Genomic DNA, 14,583 nt, shown 5'->3' on the forward strand with positions numbered 1-14,583 from the left:
GCCTCGTTGGTGCTCTCGACGAAGCGGAAGGACCACAGCGTTGCTGTGAACTATCATGGTTGAAGTTATGGCTCATCTTTTAGGGGCGGAAGCCCTCCACTTCGAATACCCGACCCAGCAGGTCCTCAAATCTGTGACGATGGGGGTCTCCGCCGGCGACCGCATCGGAATTGTGGGGCGCAATGGTGACGGTAAATCCACCCTGATGAAACTGCTGGTCGGCAAACTTGAACCCGATGCCGGTCAAGTGACCGTGCGCAGCGACACTACCATCGGCATGCTTGATCAATCGGATGCGGTCGACACCACGCTGACCGTGGGCCAGTCCGTGGTCGGTGATCTTGCCGAACACGAATGGGCCAGCGATCGCAAGATCCGCGACGTGATCCAGGGGCTTGTGTCAGATTTGGACTGGGAAGCCGAAGTTGGTTCGTTGTCGGGCGGGCAGCGTCGTCGCGTGGCCCTGGCAAGGCTCTTGATCGGGGACTGGGATATTCTTGCCCTGGACGAGCCCACCAACCATCTCGATGTTGAAGGCATTGCCTGGCTGGCCGACCATGTGAAGCGCCGCTGGGCGCGCAACGCTGGGGGACTGTTGGTGATTACTCACGACCGTTGGTTCCTCGATGAAGTCTGTAACCAGACTTGGGAAGTCCATGACGGGATTGTTGAGCCTTTCGAGGGCGGCTACGCCGCGTACGTGCTCCAGCGGGTTGAGCGCGACCGGATGGCGGCTGCGGCCGAGAGCAAGCGGCAGAACCTCATGCGCAAAGAGCTCGCCTGGTTGCGCCGCGGTGCACCGGCTCGAACCTCAAAGCCTAAATTCCGTGTCGATGCGGCCACTCAGCTCATCGAGGATGTTCCGCCGGTCCGCAACGGCATCGAACTGCAGCGACTGGCTGTGGCACGCCTGGGCAAAGACGTTGTCGATATCGAAGAGGCCAGTGTCAGCTATGGTGACCACGAAGTTTTAGACAACATCACGTGGCGTATCGGGCCCGGCGAACGGACCGGGATTTTGGGTGCAAATGGTGCTGGAAAATCTACACTGCTCGGTCTGGTGACCGGTGACATCATGCCGACCAGTGGTCGGGTCAAACATGGAAAAACCGTCCAGATTGCGATGCTGGATCAGCAGTTTTCTCAGCTGGAAGACATCGGTGCCGACCGTGTTCGAGAAGTCCTGGCCCAAACCAAAACGACGTTTACCGTCGATGGCAAAGACCATACGCCGGCACAACTGTTGGAACGTCTAGGATTTCAGCGTCAACACCTCTCAGCTCGGGTACAGGAACTGTCAGGTGGTCAAAAACGTCGCCTCCAGTTGCTGCTACTGTTGCTGAGCGAACCCAATGTCATTGTGCTGGACGAACCCACCAACGACGTGGACTCGGACATGCTGGCAGCCATGGAAGATCTGCTCGACTCCTGGCCGGGCACACTGATTGTCGTCTCGCACGACCGCTACTTGCTGGAACGTGTGACCGATCAACAGTATGCGATCTTGAATAAGAGATTACGTCACGTGCCGGGTGGGGTTGATGAATATTTGCGACTCAGCAAGGAAGCCGACGCACACCACGGATCCAATGATACGAGCAGTGCGGCGGGACAGCAGCAGGAGACCCAGCGACTCTCTGGCTCTGAGCGTCGTAGTGCGCAGAAAGAACTCTCCGCAGTGGAACGGCGTTTGCCGAAGCTGCAACAGGAGATCGATGCCGTCCAACAACAGATGGCAGCGCAGGATCCGAGTGATTTCCAAGGCTTACAAGAGCAAGCCCAACAGCTCAAAGAGCTTGAAGCCCAAAAGGACCAGGTCGAGGAACGGTGGCTGGAGCTCTCAGAGCTTTTAGACTAAGTCCACGGTCATACCGTTGACGAAGGCGGTCACGACATATTTTTCCTCGACGGTGAGTAATGTCACACGGTAGCGTTGAGACCATGCACGAATACGAGACTATTGCGCGTGAGTTCTTCGATACCTACACTCGTGGCCTGCTTGACCGCGACGCGACAGTGATCGCCGGACACTATGCGGTGCCCGCGCTGATTGTGTTTCCCGAACAAGCCATCGCCGTGTCCGGCGCAAGTCAGACCGAGGAGTTCTTCGCCAGTGCATTCGGCCAGTATGATGGTGCCTCTACTGCCGAGGCTGCTGTGGAGGTGGTTGCGGCAACCCGTTACAGCATTTGGGCGGATGTGCGCTGGAGCTATGACGGTGGCGTGCCGGATGAGCGGCACATGTACCAGCTCGTCCTCGACGGTGAGGACTGGAAAATCGCTGTGCTGACCCCGCTGGATGTGTGACTCAGAACTGCTGGTCACTAGAATTCACGGGCTGGTAAGCCTTGCCCAGGCGTCTCGCGCAGAGCACAGCGGATGCGCAGAAAATCGAGGGAACCGTCATTGACCAAACGTCACCTCAACGGTGTCGGTGCGTTGTGCCGCCGCCGGTTCATCAGTGTGTCTAGGCGGGGTCGGGGGAGTTCTTGGGGTCTGCGGCTATCTCTCTTGTCATATCTTTGATGAAAGCGATCACGACGGTGCGTTCCTGTTCGCTCAGTCGCGCTGCGGCGTGGAAACGCTGTGCTTGTTGTCTTCCGACGGCTTCAACTGCGGTCTCATAAGTCTTGGGTGTGATGGAGATTGCTGTGGCCCTGCGGTCCCGCGGGTGTGGCGAACGACGGATATGACCGCCGGATTCCAAACGATCTAACAGCTTGGTTGTCGAGGCGCTCGAAATCTCCAGATGCACTGCGATCGCCCCCGGCGTGATTATTTCTCCGGTGTTTCGTGCAACAATCAAGAAGTGCAGGGCCTTCATATCCGTCTCGCCGAGTTGCATGTATTTCTGTGCAGCCGCAGATAATTCCTGTTCGGCTGCACGGAGCGCGGCGAGCGCTGCCATGAGTTCGTCAATGTGCTCAACCTCAGAGGTTGAGTGCTTGTCGCGGTTGATGAGCTGCGAATGTGGGTCAGAAGCGGCGATCGCGTAGACATTCCGTACCAGTGATTCGTCGTTTTTCTCACGCATCAGGAAATGGGAACTCCTGTCAGATATTCGTATTCGCCTAATTGCTAGTGTAGCTAGTATTATATCTTCAGTTAGCAAATCTTGCTATGACGTAGGAGTATGAGCAGAACGTCAAGTGATGCCTGAAATCGCTCCTGAGCACACGCTTCGTCGAATGGACACATGACCATGCACCGGGACACGACCACTGTTACGAAATCTGCGCAACATGACCCGGAGTCGCCATCCCAGGAGGCAGATTCGTCGCGCGCTCGAGTGCCAAAATGGCTACGAATCTTGCTGCCGGCTTTTCTTATTTTGGCATGGCTTACTGCTGCAGGGGTGGGCGGGCCCTACTTCGGCAAAGTTGAAGAGGTCTCGTCGAATGATCAAACGACATATCTACCCGAATCAGCTGAAGCAACGAAGGTCCAAGAACTCCAGGGCGAGTTCACAGACTCTGACGCTATCCCGGCAATTGCCGTGTTCGTCGCAGACTCGGAAGTCACTGACACCCAACTGGAACAGATCACCGAGTCAATAGAGTCGCTTACCGAACTTGGCGATGTTGAGGACGAGCTTTCGCCGCCGATACCTTCCGAAGACGGGCAGGCCATTCAAGCCTTTGTCCCGGTGAACTCGGAAGCAGACACCGCTGACGTTGTGACTGCGATCAGCGAGCAGCTCGAATCTGACGCCCCCGATGGCCTCACTGTCTATGTGACCGGTCCTGCAGGATTCAGCGCGGATCTCAGCGCAGCATTCGCAGGTATTGATGGCTTGCTACTCGCAGTGGCTTTGATCGCAGTGTTTATTATTCTGGTCATCGTCTATCGTTCCATCCTCTTACCCTTCGCAGTGCTGGCAACCAGTTTGTTCGCACTGTGTGCCGCCTTGCTGACCGTGTGGTGGTTAGCAAAATGGGAAATCGTGCTACTCAGCGGACAAACGCAGGGTATCTTATTTATTTTGGTGATCGGAGCGGCCACAGACTACTCACTGTTGTTAGTCGCTCGGTATCGAGAAGAACTTCGAGTCGTCCCAGATAAGTGGACCGCTACGCTGCGGGCAGTGAAAGGAGCAATCGAACCGATCCTGGCCTCAGGCGGCACGGTCATCGCAGGACTCCTCATGTTGCTGCTCAGCGATCTGAAATCCAACAGCACACTGGGCCCTATCGCTTCGATCGGCATCATTTTTGCCATGTTGTCAGCACTCACCCTGCTGCCCGCTATCCTTTTTGCCTTTGGCCGCGCAGCATTCTGGCCAAGACGGATCAAATACGCACCAGACACTGTTGCTGCTGAGCACGGCGTACCGTCGAACGGTCTCTGGCCCAAGGTTGCCCGCCAAGTGCAGAAGCGTCCACGAGCAATCTGGATTATCACGACCCTGGTGCTCTTGGTCGGCGCAGCTGCAGCCACCCAGTTGAAAGCCGATGGCGTTGCACAATCCGACCTTGTACTCGGTGCCTCTGAGGCTCGTGATGGCCAAGTTGCCCTGGGTGAACATTTCCCGGGTGGATCGGGAAGCCCCATCCAAGTCATTGCATCCCAAGATGAACAGGAAGCTGTCTCTGAGGTGCTGCTGGCGCATCCGGAAATTGAAGAAGTGTCCATCACGACCGAGGATTCTCCAAGCGGCACCGCACCAATCACCGAAAACGGTATTGAAGCTCTTGGCCCGCCCGGGACCCCTGAACCAGAACCCACCGTGGTGGAGGATCAAGTCCTGATCCAAGGCACATTGGCTGACGCTGCAGACTCACCGGTCGCTTCAGAGACGGTGCGCGAGCTTCGTGCCGAGTTCGCGGACACGACACCAAGCGCTCTGGTTGGCGGGGTGACAGCCACCGATGTCGATACCAATGATGCAGCCGTGGACGACCGGAACCTCATCATCCCCATCGTTTTGGTGGTCATCTTGTTGATCCTGATGCTGTTGCTCAGATCTATTCTTGCACCAGTCTTGTTGATCGCCACCACGGTTATTTCTTTCGGTACGGCCATGGGCGTTTCCGCACTGGTATTCAACGGGATCTTCGAATTCCCCGGGGCTGATCCGTCGGTCCCGCTGTATGGGTTCGTGTTCTTGGTTGCCCTGGGGATCGATTACAACATCTTTTTGATGACTCGTGTGCGAGAGGAATCGTTGAAACATGGCACTCGTGCCGGAGTGCTACGCGGTCTGACGGTGACCGGGGGCGTGATTACGTCAGCCGGGGTGGTGCTGGCCGCCACGTTTGCGGCGTTGTCAGTGATCCCGATCCTGTTCTTGGTCCAGTTGGCGTTCATTGTCGCATTCGGTGTGCTACTGGATACCTTTATCGTGCGCTCACTGCTGGTCCCAGCCTTGACCTACGACATTGGCCGTGCCGTGTGGTGGCCATCGAAACTGGCTCGCAAACAAGGCAAACACGCGAGCTAAACAGTCACTCGTTCGGCGCCTGACAGGCGGGACACCAGAAAATACGTCGCTCGCGGTCGTGGCCGACACCCAGCATGTCGCGGTAGATGGGCCCGCCGCATCGGAGACAACCTTCGCGCTGACGGTTATATACCCAATAGGCGGGGTGTTTTCCTCGACGATGGGACCGATCAGCATCGCTACGCGCTTGTTCTTGAGGCGTGGCGATGCGAACGCCAAAGACAGCTTCTGGATCCGGACGAACATCCACGGTGGCGCGTCTCGCGTGTGGTGTGGATCTGGGTGGGATATTGAGGAGCATCAGGTCGCGCCCCAAATACAGCAGGCCGATCAGTTGGGCATCAGACAGCGTTGACACGCGCACAAACGGGTTCAGCCGTGCCAGGGCGAGTACTTCACAGCGGTAAATGTTTCCCAGCCCGGACACCAGCCGTTGATCCAACAGGGCTGTCCCAATGGGTTGATCCGGTGCTTCACGAATATTGGTCAGTACTTCAGCGAAGAGTCTGCCTGCCGTCCCGGGTTGATGCCAGTCGGGCGCCAGCAAGTCCGGGCCAAGAAATGCTAACGCTTCGCGCGCCTGTTCGGGGGCCAGCACTTCGAGGCTGGCCAGACTGGAACCCACGACGCGACGGGTATCAAAGTGGAGTATGCACCGGGTTGTGTGCGTGGGGCGGGTATCAATCCGCCATGACCCGTCCATGCCAAGGTGTGACAGGACGATCAGTTCTGTCGGTGCGCAATCTGTCTCGGTAGGTGCTTGGACCGCCATGGCAAGATACTTCGCTGTGGGGATTACCTGGGTGATCTGCCAACCCGCCAAGTCCGTGGTGGCCAAGCGTGGGGTCCGAAAATCCGTGGCCTGCAGGATCTGATCTTGCATCACTGGCCGTAAGCGGTGCGCAAGCCGAACCAGCGAATCTCCTTCAGGCATGGCGGGCCTCCTGGCTGCGGTATCAGTGCACTACGTTCGGTCACCTCTAGCGTACTGGCCGCATACCGAAGAATATGTCAGTAGACTGATCTACCTCAAGAGCTTTCCCCACAAGGACGATACCCGCATGTCAGCACCGCAACGCACTCAACAGACGCGGAAACTGCTCATCGATGCTGCTGCACGAATCCTGGAGTGTCGATGAATCGCGACCGTCTCCGCGGCATCAGCGCAGTGTCCGTCTCATCAATACTGTGGGGTACGACCGGCACGGCTGCCACATTTGCGCCAGAGGTTGGCCCGTTAGCGATTGGTGCGGCAGCCTTGGGAATTGGTGGCATACTGCAAGCAGTGGTGGCGATGCCTGCGCTGCGCCGGGCTACACTTCAGCTGCGTGCACATGCGAGCATCGTGCTGCTGGGAGCGGTTGCGGTCTTTGCCTATCCGTTGGCGTTCTATTCATCCATGCACCTGGCCGGCGTGGCAATCGGCACCGTGATTTCCTTAGCATCGGCGCCCCTGGTCTCCGGAATACTCGAACGCGTCATAGATCAACGCCGTTTGGGTGGCTGGTGGGCAAGCGCAGCGCTGCTGGGTATCGTCGGCAGTTGCCTGCTGATCATCTCTAGCGACACTGGTCAGCTTGGCAGTCAAGACCAGATCATGGCCGGTATTGGCCTCGGGCTCATTGCTGGGGCCGCCTATGCAATCTATTCGTGGTGTGTGCAGCGTTTGATGCATGAGGGCGTGAGCCGGGCTGCTTCGATGGGATCAGTATTTGGTACCGGGGGTGTTCTGCTGCTTCCGGTCTTATTCTTCACCGGCGCGCAACTCCTCGCCACACCACAAGCATTTGCGGTCGGCGCCTACATGGCGCTCGTCCCCATGTTTTTGGGCTATTTCGTGTTTGGTTATGGGCTGTCGAAAATACCGGCCAGTTCGGCCACGACGATTACTCTGACCGAACCCGCAGTCGCCACCGTACTGGCGGTGCTGATTGTGGGCGAACGCCTCACACCGGTGGGATGGCTCGGGCTGAGTATGTTTGGGGTTGTCCTGCTGATCTTGGCAGTGTCACCGACGAGACCAGCGTCTCCTGCAACGGCCAGGCGCGGCTCACCGTACTAGTGTGTTGCACTCTTACGCGGTAGCCTTTTGGAGTGAGTATAAAGGACACCATCTATTCGGCGCTGATGAAACGGGACCCCACCGCGGAAGCCGATCTGCCAGCCGAGGTGCGCGGCAATATTGCCTCCAATGGGCTGCGCATCGTATCTGCCAATGCGTTGCAATCATCGGGCGACCAAACGGTGAACTCAGCGACCGTTCTCCCGTGGCTCTTTGCCACCCTCGGGGTCCCGCCAGCCTTGACCGGTTTACTTGTGCCCATCCGGGAATCAGGTTCGATGCTGCCCCAAGCATTCCTAACACCCCTGATACTGCGGGTGCGCTACCGAAAATGGGTCTTCATCGCCGGCGCTCTTATCCAGTCTCTTGCTGTAGGTACGATGGCCCTGACTGCAGCACTTGCCACCGGTCTGACCGCAGGCGTTATCATCCTTGCGGCGTTGATGACATTTTCGCTTGGCCGATGCCTGAGCTCGATTGCTTCAAAAGATGTTCAGGGGCGCACCGTGCCCAAGGGCGAACGGGGCCAAATCAATGGCTTAGCCACTACAGCTGCGGGGTTCGTGGCGATCACGCTTGGTTTGGCCATCCGGTTCTTTGGCGGCACCGATCTGACCAACGTCCAACTCGCCTGGCTACTGGCCATTGGTGCAGCACTGTGGGTCGGCGTGGGGCTGATCTATACCGGCATCCGAGAACCTAACCAGGACCAGGATCGCCACAATCCCGACACGAATGAGACCGAAGAACGTACCAATACGTTTGTGCAGATGGCTCAACTGTTGCGTGACGATAAGGAGTTTCGGCACTTCGTGACCGTTCGAAGCTTGCTCTTGGTCTCGTCGCTCAGCCCACCGTATGTGGTGACCCTGTCCATTCAATATGGCGCCGACACGCTGGCAGGGCTGGGTGGGTTCATCATTGCCTCGGGTATCGCCGCACTGCTCGGCGGACGCATCTTCGGACGTCTTGCCGACCGCTCAAGCAAACACCTCATGAGCATCGGAGCCGGCATCGCCTCGACCATAGTGCTTGCCATTGTGATACTTGCGACGATCCCCGAGTTGTTGGCCGAAAACTGGGTGACCAATGTGATCTTTATCGGGGTGTACTTCACGCTGACGCTGATGCACACCGGAGTGCGCATCGGTCGAAAGACTTATGTCGTCGACATGGCTGAAGGTGACCAGCGCACCACCTATGTCGCCGTGTCGAACACCGCGCTGGGACTCGTGCTGTTGTTGATTGGGGGTATCAGCTCGGTGCTGGCCACCTGGCATGTCGCCTTTGCGCTGTTATTTTTAGCCGCCAGTGGCTTCATCGGTGTCTTTGCCGGGGCACGGCTGCCGAACGTCTCACGGAGCTAACACTCGACCGCGTGTCTCGAGCTATTGGAGCGATAGGTAGAATATTGACGGGTCTGGCACGAGTGAACATGATGCGTGTGACCTGGGACATCTCCGTTGCAGAGTGTTCCTAGGCAGTCGAAGCGGATGGGATTGTCCAGTTTTATGAAACGCTGGTTATTGCTGGTGGGAGCAATCATTGCCGAAGTGCTCGGCACGATGGCGCTACGAGCCACCGTTGATACACCACTGTGGGTCATCGGGGTCGTGGGCGGATATGCGGTGGCCTTTACGCTGCTTGGTTTAGCGCTGGGCGAGGGCATGCCCATCGGCATCGCCTATGGCACGTGGGCCGCCGGTGGTGTCGCGCTGGTCGCTATTCTTGGTGCCGCCATCTTTGGTGAAACGCTCAGCTGGCTATCCATCATTGGCATTGTCGTGCTTGTGGTTGGAGTGTTCCTGGTGCAAATAGGGGACGGCCGCCCGAAGAAGGTCGAGGTAGGTAACCCATGAGCTGGCTGTATTTGTCGTTGTCGATCGTGTGCGAAATTATTGCAACCCTGAGTTTGCGCGCTGCCGATGGGTTCCGCAAGAAAATCTGGATCATACCCCTGGTTGTGTTCTACGCGCTGGCGTTTTTCTTCTTGGCCATGACCCTGGTTGAGGGTATGCCGGTCGCCATTGCCTATGGGATCTGGTCGGCCGTTGGCGTGGCCGTTATCGCCCTGTTAGCACGAGTGATTTGGAAAGAACCGCTGACTCCCCGCATGGTGTTGGGTCTTGGCCTGATCATGGTAGGGGTGTTATTCGTCGAAATAGGCTAGCCCGCCTGCCGTGAAAGCACCCCCAGTGCTTTATCCAGCAGTTGCTCAAATGCTGCATCATCGAGCGGGTCAGGGAACGTAAAGCGCAGGGCGGTGACCGCAACATCGGGGTCGTAGCCCATGGCAAGCAAAATGCCGGAGGGCTCCTTCTTACCAGCCGAACATGCGGAACCCGATGACGCAGCAATGCCTGCCACATCGAGGTCAACCAGCATGGATTCCCCTGAGATACCTTCGATGACAAACGAGGCGTGGTTTGGTACTCGCTCGGTGGGGTGACCGGTGAGTTGGGCCCCTGGGATGGCTTCCACAAGGCGTGTGACAAACGCATCTCGCTGTATCACCATCGCGGCAGCTCGATTGCCGGCTTGCGACATGACGGCCGCAACTGCCGCACCAAAACCAGCGATCGCTGCCATATTCTCGGTGCCAGCCCGTTGTCCAGCCTCTTGGCCACCACCGTGCAACAGTGGTTCGAATGCGATACCGCGACGCACCAACAAGGCACCGGCACCTTGTGGTCCACCAAATTTATGCGACGCCACAGACATCGCATCCACGGCTGCTCCTGGCCAACCACCGGTACCAAAATTGACCGGCAGCGACGCGGCTGCTTGCACAGCATCGGTATGCATCACTGCGCCGACTCGGTGTGCCGCCTCGGCTATTTGGTCAATCGACTGGACGGTGCCGACCTCACCGTTGGCTAACCCAACCGACACGAGGGTCGTATCGTCGCGGATGGCTGCCAGCGCGGCCGTTTCGTCGACGCGTCCATGCTCATCGACACCAATTTCGGTGATTTCGAAACCCGCCACCCGGGCTAAGAACTCGCAGGACCGTCGAATCGAAGAATGTTCGATGGCGGTTGTGACAATGTGTTTGCCACGCGGGTTCGCTACCGCAATGCCCTTCAGCGCGAGGTTATTGGCTTCGGTGCCACCGGCGGTGAAGACCACTTCCGAGTCGCGTGCACCCACAGCAGACGCCACCTGGTGGCGTGCCTGTTGCAGCACGCTTTTGGCCTGTTTGCCAGCAGTATGTACCGACGAGGCATTGGCTGGCCCACCGTCTAGGATGCGTAGCATCGCCTCGCGGGCTTGGGGACGAAGTGGGGCAGTGGCAGCAGCGTCGAGATAGAGCATTAAACGGCGTCCAATCCGAGATCCAGTGCCGTGGCACCGTGGGTGATAGTGCCGACCGAAATGATGTCGACTCCGGTTTCAGCGATTCCTGCCACCGTATCAACAGTGACCCCGCCGGATGCTTCCACCACACAGTGACCATCAATCAGTGCCACGCCAGACCGCAGATCAGCCAGGGAGAAATTATCCAAGAGTATTCCCGTGACCCCGGCGGTCAGGACGGGTTCGATTTGGTCGAGCTCATCGACTTCCACGATGATCGGCGTCGTATGGCCGACACTGTTTTTAACACGATTGATCGCGGCGGTCAGCCCACTGCCGTGTGTGGCACCAAGTGCAGCGAGATGGTTGTCCTTGAGCATGATGGCATCCGAGAGAGAAAATCGGTGGTTGATGCCACCACCGGCGACCACAGCGTGTTTTTCAAGTGCACGTAATCCGGGGGTGGTCTTGCGGGTATCGGCAATTTTCGCATGAGCGTGCACACCGTCCACCTGCTCGACGAACCGGGAGGTCAACGTTGCGATACCGCTAAGACGCTGTACGAAATTTAGCGCGATCCGTTCACCCGTGAGTATGCCGGCAGCCGGTCCGCTCAGCGTTGCGATGATATCGCCGGGATACAATGCGGTGCCATCGGCGACGAGATCGGTCACGACAATGTGAGGATCCACCTGTTGAAAGGTTTCTACCACCACTGCACCACCGGCGAAGACGCCGGGTTCACGAGCTACGAGGTTGGCCCGGAACGTCATGTCAGCCGAAATGGAAGCTGCGACGGTGGCATCTCCCCATGGGTTGTCTTCCGCCAGCGCACCTTCAACGGCATCCGCAACGAGTTTATGCGTTAACATGTTCAACCTTTTCCTTGCCCCGCGTCATCTTGAACGCGTCATGGGGCGTCTGCTGTGTTGTGTCTAAGCGCCAAGCACTCCGAGCAGCTTGGCGAGAATCTGCCTCGGGATAATCAGTTCGCCAGTGGCCACCGCGAGACTCTGTTCTTGACAGGGCGGCTGAGGCCATCAGTGACACCAACTCACGCAGTGGGTGCTGGACCGTGTTCAACTGCGATTGCAGTCGTTGTAGTGATGCAGCATCGCGAGGAATGCCGAGGTGGGCTCCCACGAGCTTGCGCAGCTGTGTTAATTGGTGCGCATCACCGTTGGCACCACGCGGACCCGAGCGCTGAGCTCGCATGGCGGACGGTGCGTCGATGAACTTTCGAAACGGTGATTCCGTAGCCCAGACACCAGTGCCGCGATACTGCTGTGCAGCCAGCGCGGTTCGGGCACCAAAAACCAACCCCTCTAATAATGAATTTGAGGCCAGACGGTTGGCGCCGTGCACCCCGGTTGACGCCACCTCACCGGCAGCGAACAGCCCGGGGACCGATGATCGACCGAACGTATCGGTGGCGACACCGCCCATACAATAATGGGCCGCCGGGGCAACGGGAACATAGTGGCGTGACCAATCGATCCCTTGAGCAGCCAGTCGCTGCGTCAATGTTGGAAAACGCGTCGCCAGCGTCCCCGCGCCAAAATGCGTCTCAATAACGGTGGCGTCCAACCATATGTGCTCGGTGGCGAAGCGACGCATCAGTTCGGTTGATGCCCGCGAGACCACATCGCGTGGCGCAAGTTCAGCGCCAGGGTGCACTTGGTCCATGAAGCGTTCGCCGTTGGGATCACGTAGCACCGCTCCGGTTCCGCGGACCGCTTCGGAAATCAGCTCACCAGTTGTTGGCAGGACGGTTGGGTGAAATTGGACGAATTCCAGATCAGCAACCACCGCTCCGGCACGCGCTGCGGCCAATAGCCCGTCTCCGGTGACCGCGGCCGATGATGACGTGGTGGAATACAACCCGGCATACCCACCGGTTGCCAACACGACGGCATCAGCATTGAGGCGTTGTCGTCCGCTCGGAGTCTCATACGCGATGCCGCAGATTGCACCGTCGGCCACGCACAGTGCTGTCAGATGGGCCTGTTCGATTAGGCCGACCGCACCGGCATTGATGAGCTGTTGGACCCTGCTGGTCATGAACGCAGACAACGCAGCCCCGGAACTGTCTTCGCCGGCATGGAGCACCCGGGCGGTGCTGTGCGCTGCTTCCATACCAAGTTCCAGGTGCCCGTTGGTATCACGGTCGGCGGCGAAGCCGTCGTTGAGTAACGCGTTGAGGCGGTGCGCACCGTCGGTGGCCAGGACGCGGGCAGCACGCCGATCTACAAGTCCGGCACCTGCAGCGATCGTGTCGGTCATGTGCAACTCTGGCGAATCATCTGGACCGACTGCCCCAGCGATACCACCTTGTGCAAGCGCAGTGTTGCCGGCAGCAATCCCATCGGTTCCAAAGCGCCCCGCGGTCACCAATGTGACTGGCTCACCTGCTGCCGCGAGGTGCTGCACTGCGGTGAGTCCAGCCACGCCGGCGCCGATCACCAAAATCATGGACGAGCCGCCAACATACGTTCTAACGCAACCGAGGCATCAGTTGCGACCGTGGCATCAACGCAGATCTGGTTGTGAACTTGGCCTTCGACGAGTCCTTCGAGCACCCATGCCAGATAGGCCGGATGAATACGGTACATAGTCGAACACGGGCAGATGACCGGGTCTAAACAAAATATGGTCATTTCCGGGTGTTGCGCCTGCAATCGATTGACCAGGTTGATCTCTGTGCCCACTGCAAACACATCACCGGGCTGGCCGGCCTCGATGGCTTTGCGGATATATTCCGTTGATCCCACACCATCGGCTGCTTCGACGACCGGGGCGGGGCACTCGGGATGCGCAATGACCGTGACGTCTGGGTAGTCTGCTCTGGCCTTGTCGATTTGGGCTACGGTGAAGCGTTTATGGACCGAGCAAAAACCATTCCACAAGATTACTTTGGCGTCTTCCAACTGCTGCTGAGTATTGCCACCCATGGGCAGATAGGGGCGCCACAGCGGCATCTGTTCTTCAGTGAGGCCCATGGCTTTTGCGGTATTGCGTCCGAGGTGTTGATCCGGGAAGAAGATGACGCGTTTGCCACGTTCGAAGGCCCATTCTAAAACGGTCGTGGCATTTGAAGAGGTACACACGATACCGTCGTTGCGACCACAAAACGCTTTGATCGCAGCAGAAGAATTCATGTAGGTCACCGGAATGACTTCGGCACGTTCGTCATTGGAAGTTCCGAGGACTTGCATGAGTTGTTCCCAAGCCTCTTCTACTTGGTCGATGGTGGCCATATCAGCCATCGAACAGCCCGCGGCCAGATTCGGCAGGATCACCGACTGCTGCTCATCCGAGAGAATATCGGCGGTCTCAGCCATGAAATGGACCCCGCAAAAGACAAACGCCTCGGTTTCCGGGTGGTCTTTGGCTGCCTGGGCGAGCATGAATGAGTCACCGACAAAATCGGCGTATTTCACGATCTCATCGCGCTGGTAAAAGTGACCCAGAATCTTCAACCGGTCGCCTAACGTCTCTTTTGCGGCGATAATGCGGGCATCAAGCTCGGCTTCGGAAGCATCCGTATATTCAGCAGGGATCGGACCCTGATGCGGAGCCGTGGACGGTGCTTCGTCATTCGTCGAGGCCCCGGGGCCATAACCCGGCTCGGTGTCGATCTGCCACGGCTCAGTGCTCAACTGGCTGTCACACGTGGTCGTGATATCGGTTGGTTCACCGAAGGTAATGGTGTCACCCAGCATGGTGCGGCTGCGCTGTTCAACGGTGGCAGCCGATGCAATGATATTGGCAACGCTTGTCATGG

13 protein-coding genes are annotated in these 14,583 nt (G+C 58.1%); 7 read left to right on the forward strand and 6 right to left on the reverse strand.

What is annotated here, in order from left to right:
- The first annotated feature begins 67 nt into the window (after nucleotides 1–67).
- Both ACYVJT_RS03370 and ACYVJT_RS03375 read left to right on the forward strand, forming a co-directional pair.
- Complete coding sequence (locus tag ACYVJT_RS03370; protein WP_343955507.1) at nucleotides 68–1,858, forward strand: ABC-F family ATP-binding cassette domain-containing protein; 1,791 nt, start codon at nucleotides 68–70, stop codon at nucleotides 1,856–1,858.
- Nucleotides 1,859–1,917: 59 nt separating this feature from the next.
- Nucleotides 1,918–2,307 carry a DUF6841 family protein gene (locus ACYVJT_RS03375; protein ID WP_343955505.1) on the forward strand — a complete coding sequence of 130 codons (390 nt, stop codon included), beginning with the start codon at nucleotides 1,918–1,920 and terminating at the stop codon, nucleotides 2,305–2,307.
- 160 nt (nucleotides 2,308–2,467) lie between these two features.
- Here ACYVJT_RS03375 and ACYVJT_RS03380 read toward each other — a convergent pair whose 3' ends face one another.
- Nucleotides 2,468–3,034, reverse strand: coding sequence for a MarR family winged helix-turn-helix transcriptional regulator (locus tag ACYVJT_RS03380; protein ID WP_343955503.1), 567 nt, complete (start codon nucleotides 3,032–3,034; stop codon nucleotides 2,468–2,470).
- Nucleotides 3,035–3,202: 168 nt separating this feature from the next.
- Between ACYVJT_RS03380 and ACYVJT_RS03385 the strand changes: the two genes are divergently transcribed.
- Nucleotides 3,203–5,440: an MMPL family transporter gene (locus ACYVJT_RS03385; RefSeq protein ID WP_425579836.1), complete on the forward strand. Its 2,238-nt coding sequence runs from the start codon at nucleotides 3,203–3,205 to the stop codon at nucleotides 5,438–5,440.
- 4 nt (nucleotides 5,441–5,444) lie between these two features.
- On the opposite strand, the gene ACYVJT_RS03390 is transcribed toward ACYVJT_RS03385, so the two are convergent.
- Nucleotides 5,445–6,374 carry a DNA-formamidopyrimidine glycosylase family protein gene (locus ACYVJT_RS03390; RefSeq protein WP_343955499.1) on the reverse strand — a complete coding sequence of 310 codons (930 nt, stop codon included), beginning with the start codon at nucleotides 6,372–6,374 and terminating at the stop codon, nucleotides 5,445–5,447.
- Between the two features lie 201 nt (nucleotides 6,375–6,575).
- Between ACYVJT_RS03390 and ACYVJT_RS03395 the strand changes: the two genes are divergently transcribed.
- The 4 genes from ACYVJT_RS03395 (at nucleotide 6,576) to ACYVJT_RS03410 (ending at nucleotide 9,672) form a co-directional block, all read left to right on the forward strand.
- Nucleotides 6,576–7,502 carry a DMT family transporter gene (locus ACYVJT_RS03395; protein WP_343955497.1) on the forward strand — a complete coding sequence of 309 codons (927 nt, stop codon included), beginning with the start codon at nucleotides 6,576–6,578 and terminating at the stop codon, nucleotides 7,500–7,502.
- A gap of 32 nt (nucleotides 7,503–7,534) precedes the next feature.
- Nucleotides 7,535–8,869, forward strand: a complete 1,335-nt coding sequence (locus ACYVJT_RS03400; RefSeq protein WP_343955495.1) for an MFS transporter — start codon at nucleotides 7,535–7,537, stop codon at nucleotides 8,867–8,869.
- 144 nt (nucleotides 8,870–9,013) lie between these two features.
- A complete protein-coding gene (locus tag ACYVJT_RS03405; RefSeq protein WP_343955493.1) occupies nucleotides 9,014–9,361 on the forward strand; it encodes a DMT family transporter in 348 nt (115 codons plus the stop codon).
- Nucleotides 9,358–9,672: a DMT family transporter gene (locus ACYVJT_RS03410; RefSeq protein ID WP_343955491.1), complete on the forward strand. Its 315-nt coding sequence runs from the start codon at nucleotides 9,358–9,360 to the stop codon at nucleotides 9,670–9,672. The genes ACYVJT_RS03405 and ACYVJT_RS03410 overlap by 4 nt, the downstream gene beginning before the upstream one ends.
- Here the strand turns inward: ACYVJT_RS03410 and ACYVJT_RS03415 are convergent.
- From ACYVJT_RS03415 to nadA, 4 genes are read right to left on the reverse strand one after another with little or no spacing between them, the layout of a single operon-like run.
- The gene (locus ACYVJT_RS03415; RefSeq protein WP_343955489.1) at nucleotides 9,669–10,817 is read right to left on the reverse strand and encodes a cysteine desulfurase family protein; all 1,149 of its coding nucleotides are present in this window, start codon (nucleotides 10,815–10,817) and stop codon (nucleotides 9,669–9,671) included. The two genes, ACYVJT_RS03410 and ACYVJT_RS03415, sit on opposite strands and share 4 nt — an antisense overlap.
- Nucleotides 10,817–11,671, reverse strand: a complete 855-nt coding sequence (gene nadC, locus ACYVJT_RS03420; protein WP_343955487.1) for a carboxylating nicotinate-nucleotide diphosphorylase — start codon at nucleotides 11,669–11,671, stop codon at nucleotides 10,817–10,819. The genes ACYVJT_RS03415 and nadC overlap by 1 nt, the downstream gene beginning before the upstream one ends.
- Entirely contained in the window at nucleotides 11,658–13,271 is a 1,614-nt protein-coding gene (locus ACYVJT_RS03425; RefSeq protein WP_343955485.1) for an L-aspartate oxidase, read from the reverse strand. The genes nadC and ACYVJT_RS03425 overlap by 14 nt, the downstream gene beginning before the upstream one ends.
- Nucleotides 13,268–14,521 (reverse strand): quinolinate synthase NadA, encoded by a 1,254-nt coding sequence (gene nadA / locus ACYVJT_RS03430; RefSeq protein WP_425579835.1) that lies wholly within the window; start codon nucleotides 14,519–14,521, stop codon nucleotides 13,268–13,270. Before nadA ends, ACYVJT_RS03425 begins: the two co-directional genes overlap by 4 nt.
- Nucleotides 14,522–14,583 lie beyond the last annotated feature (62 nt).

This window comes from Yaniella soli, from assembly GCF_054782375.1.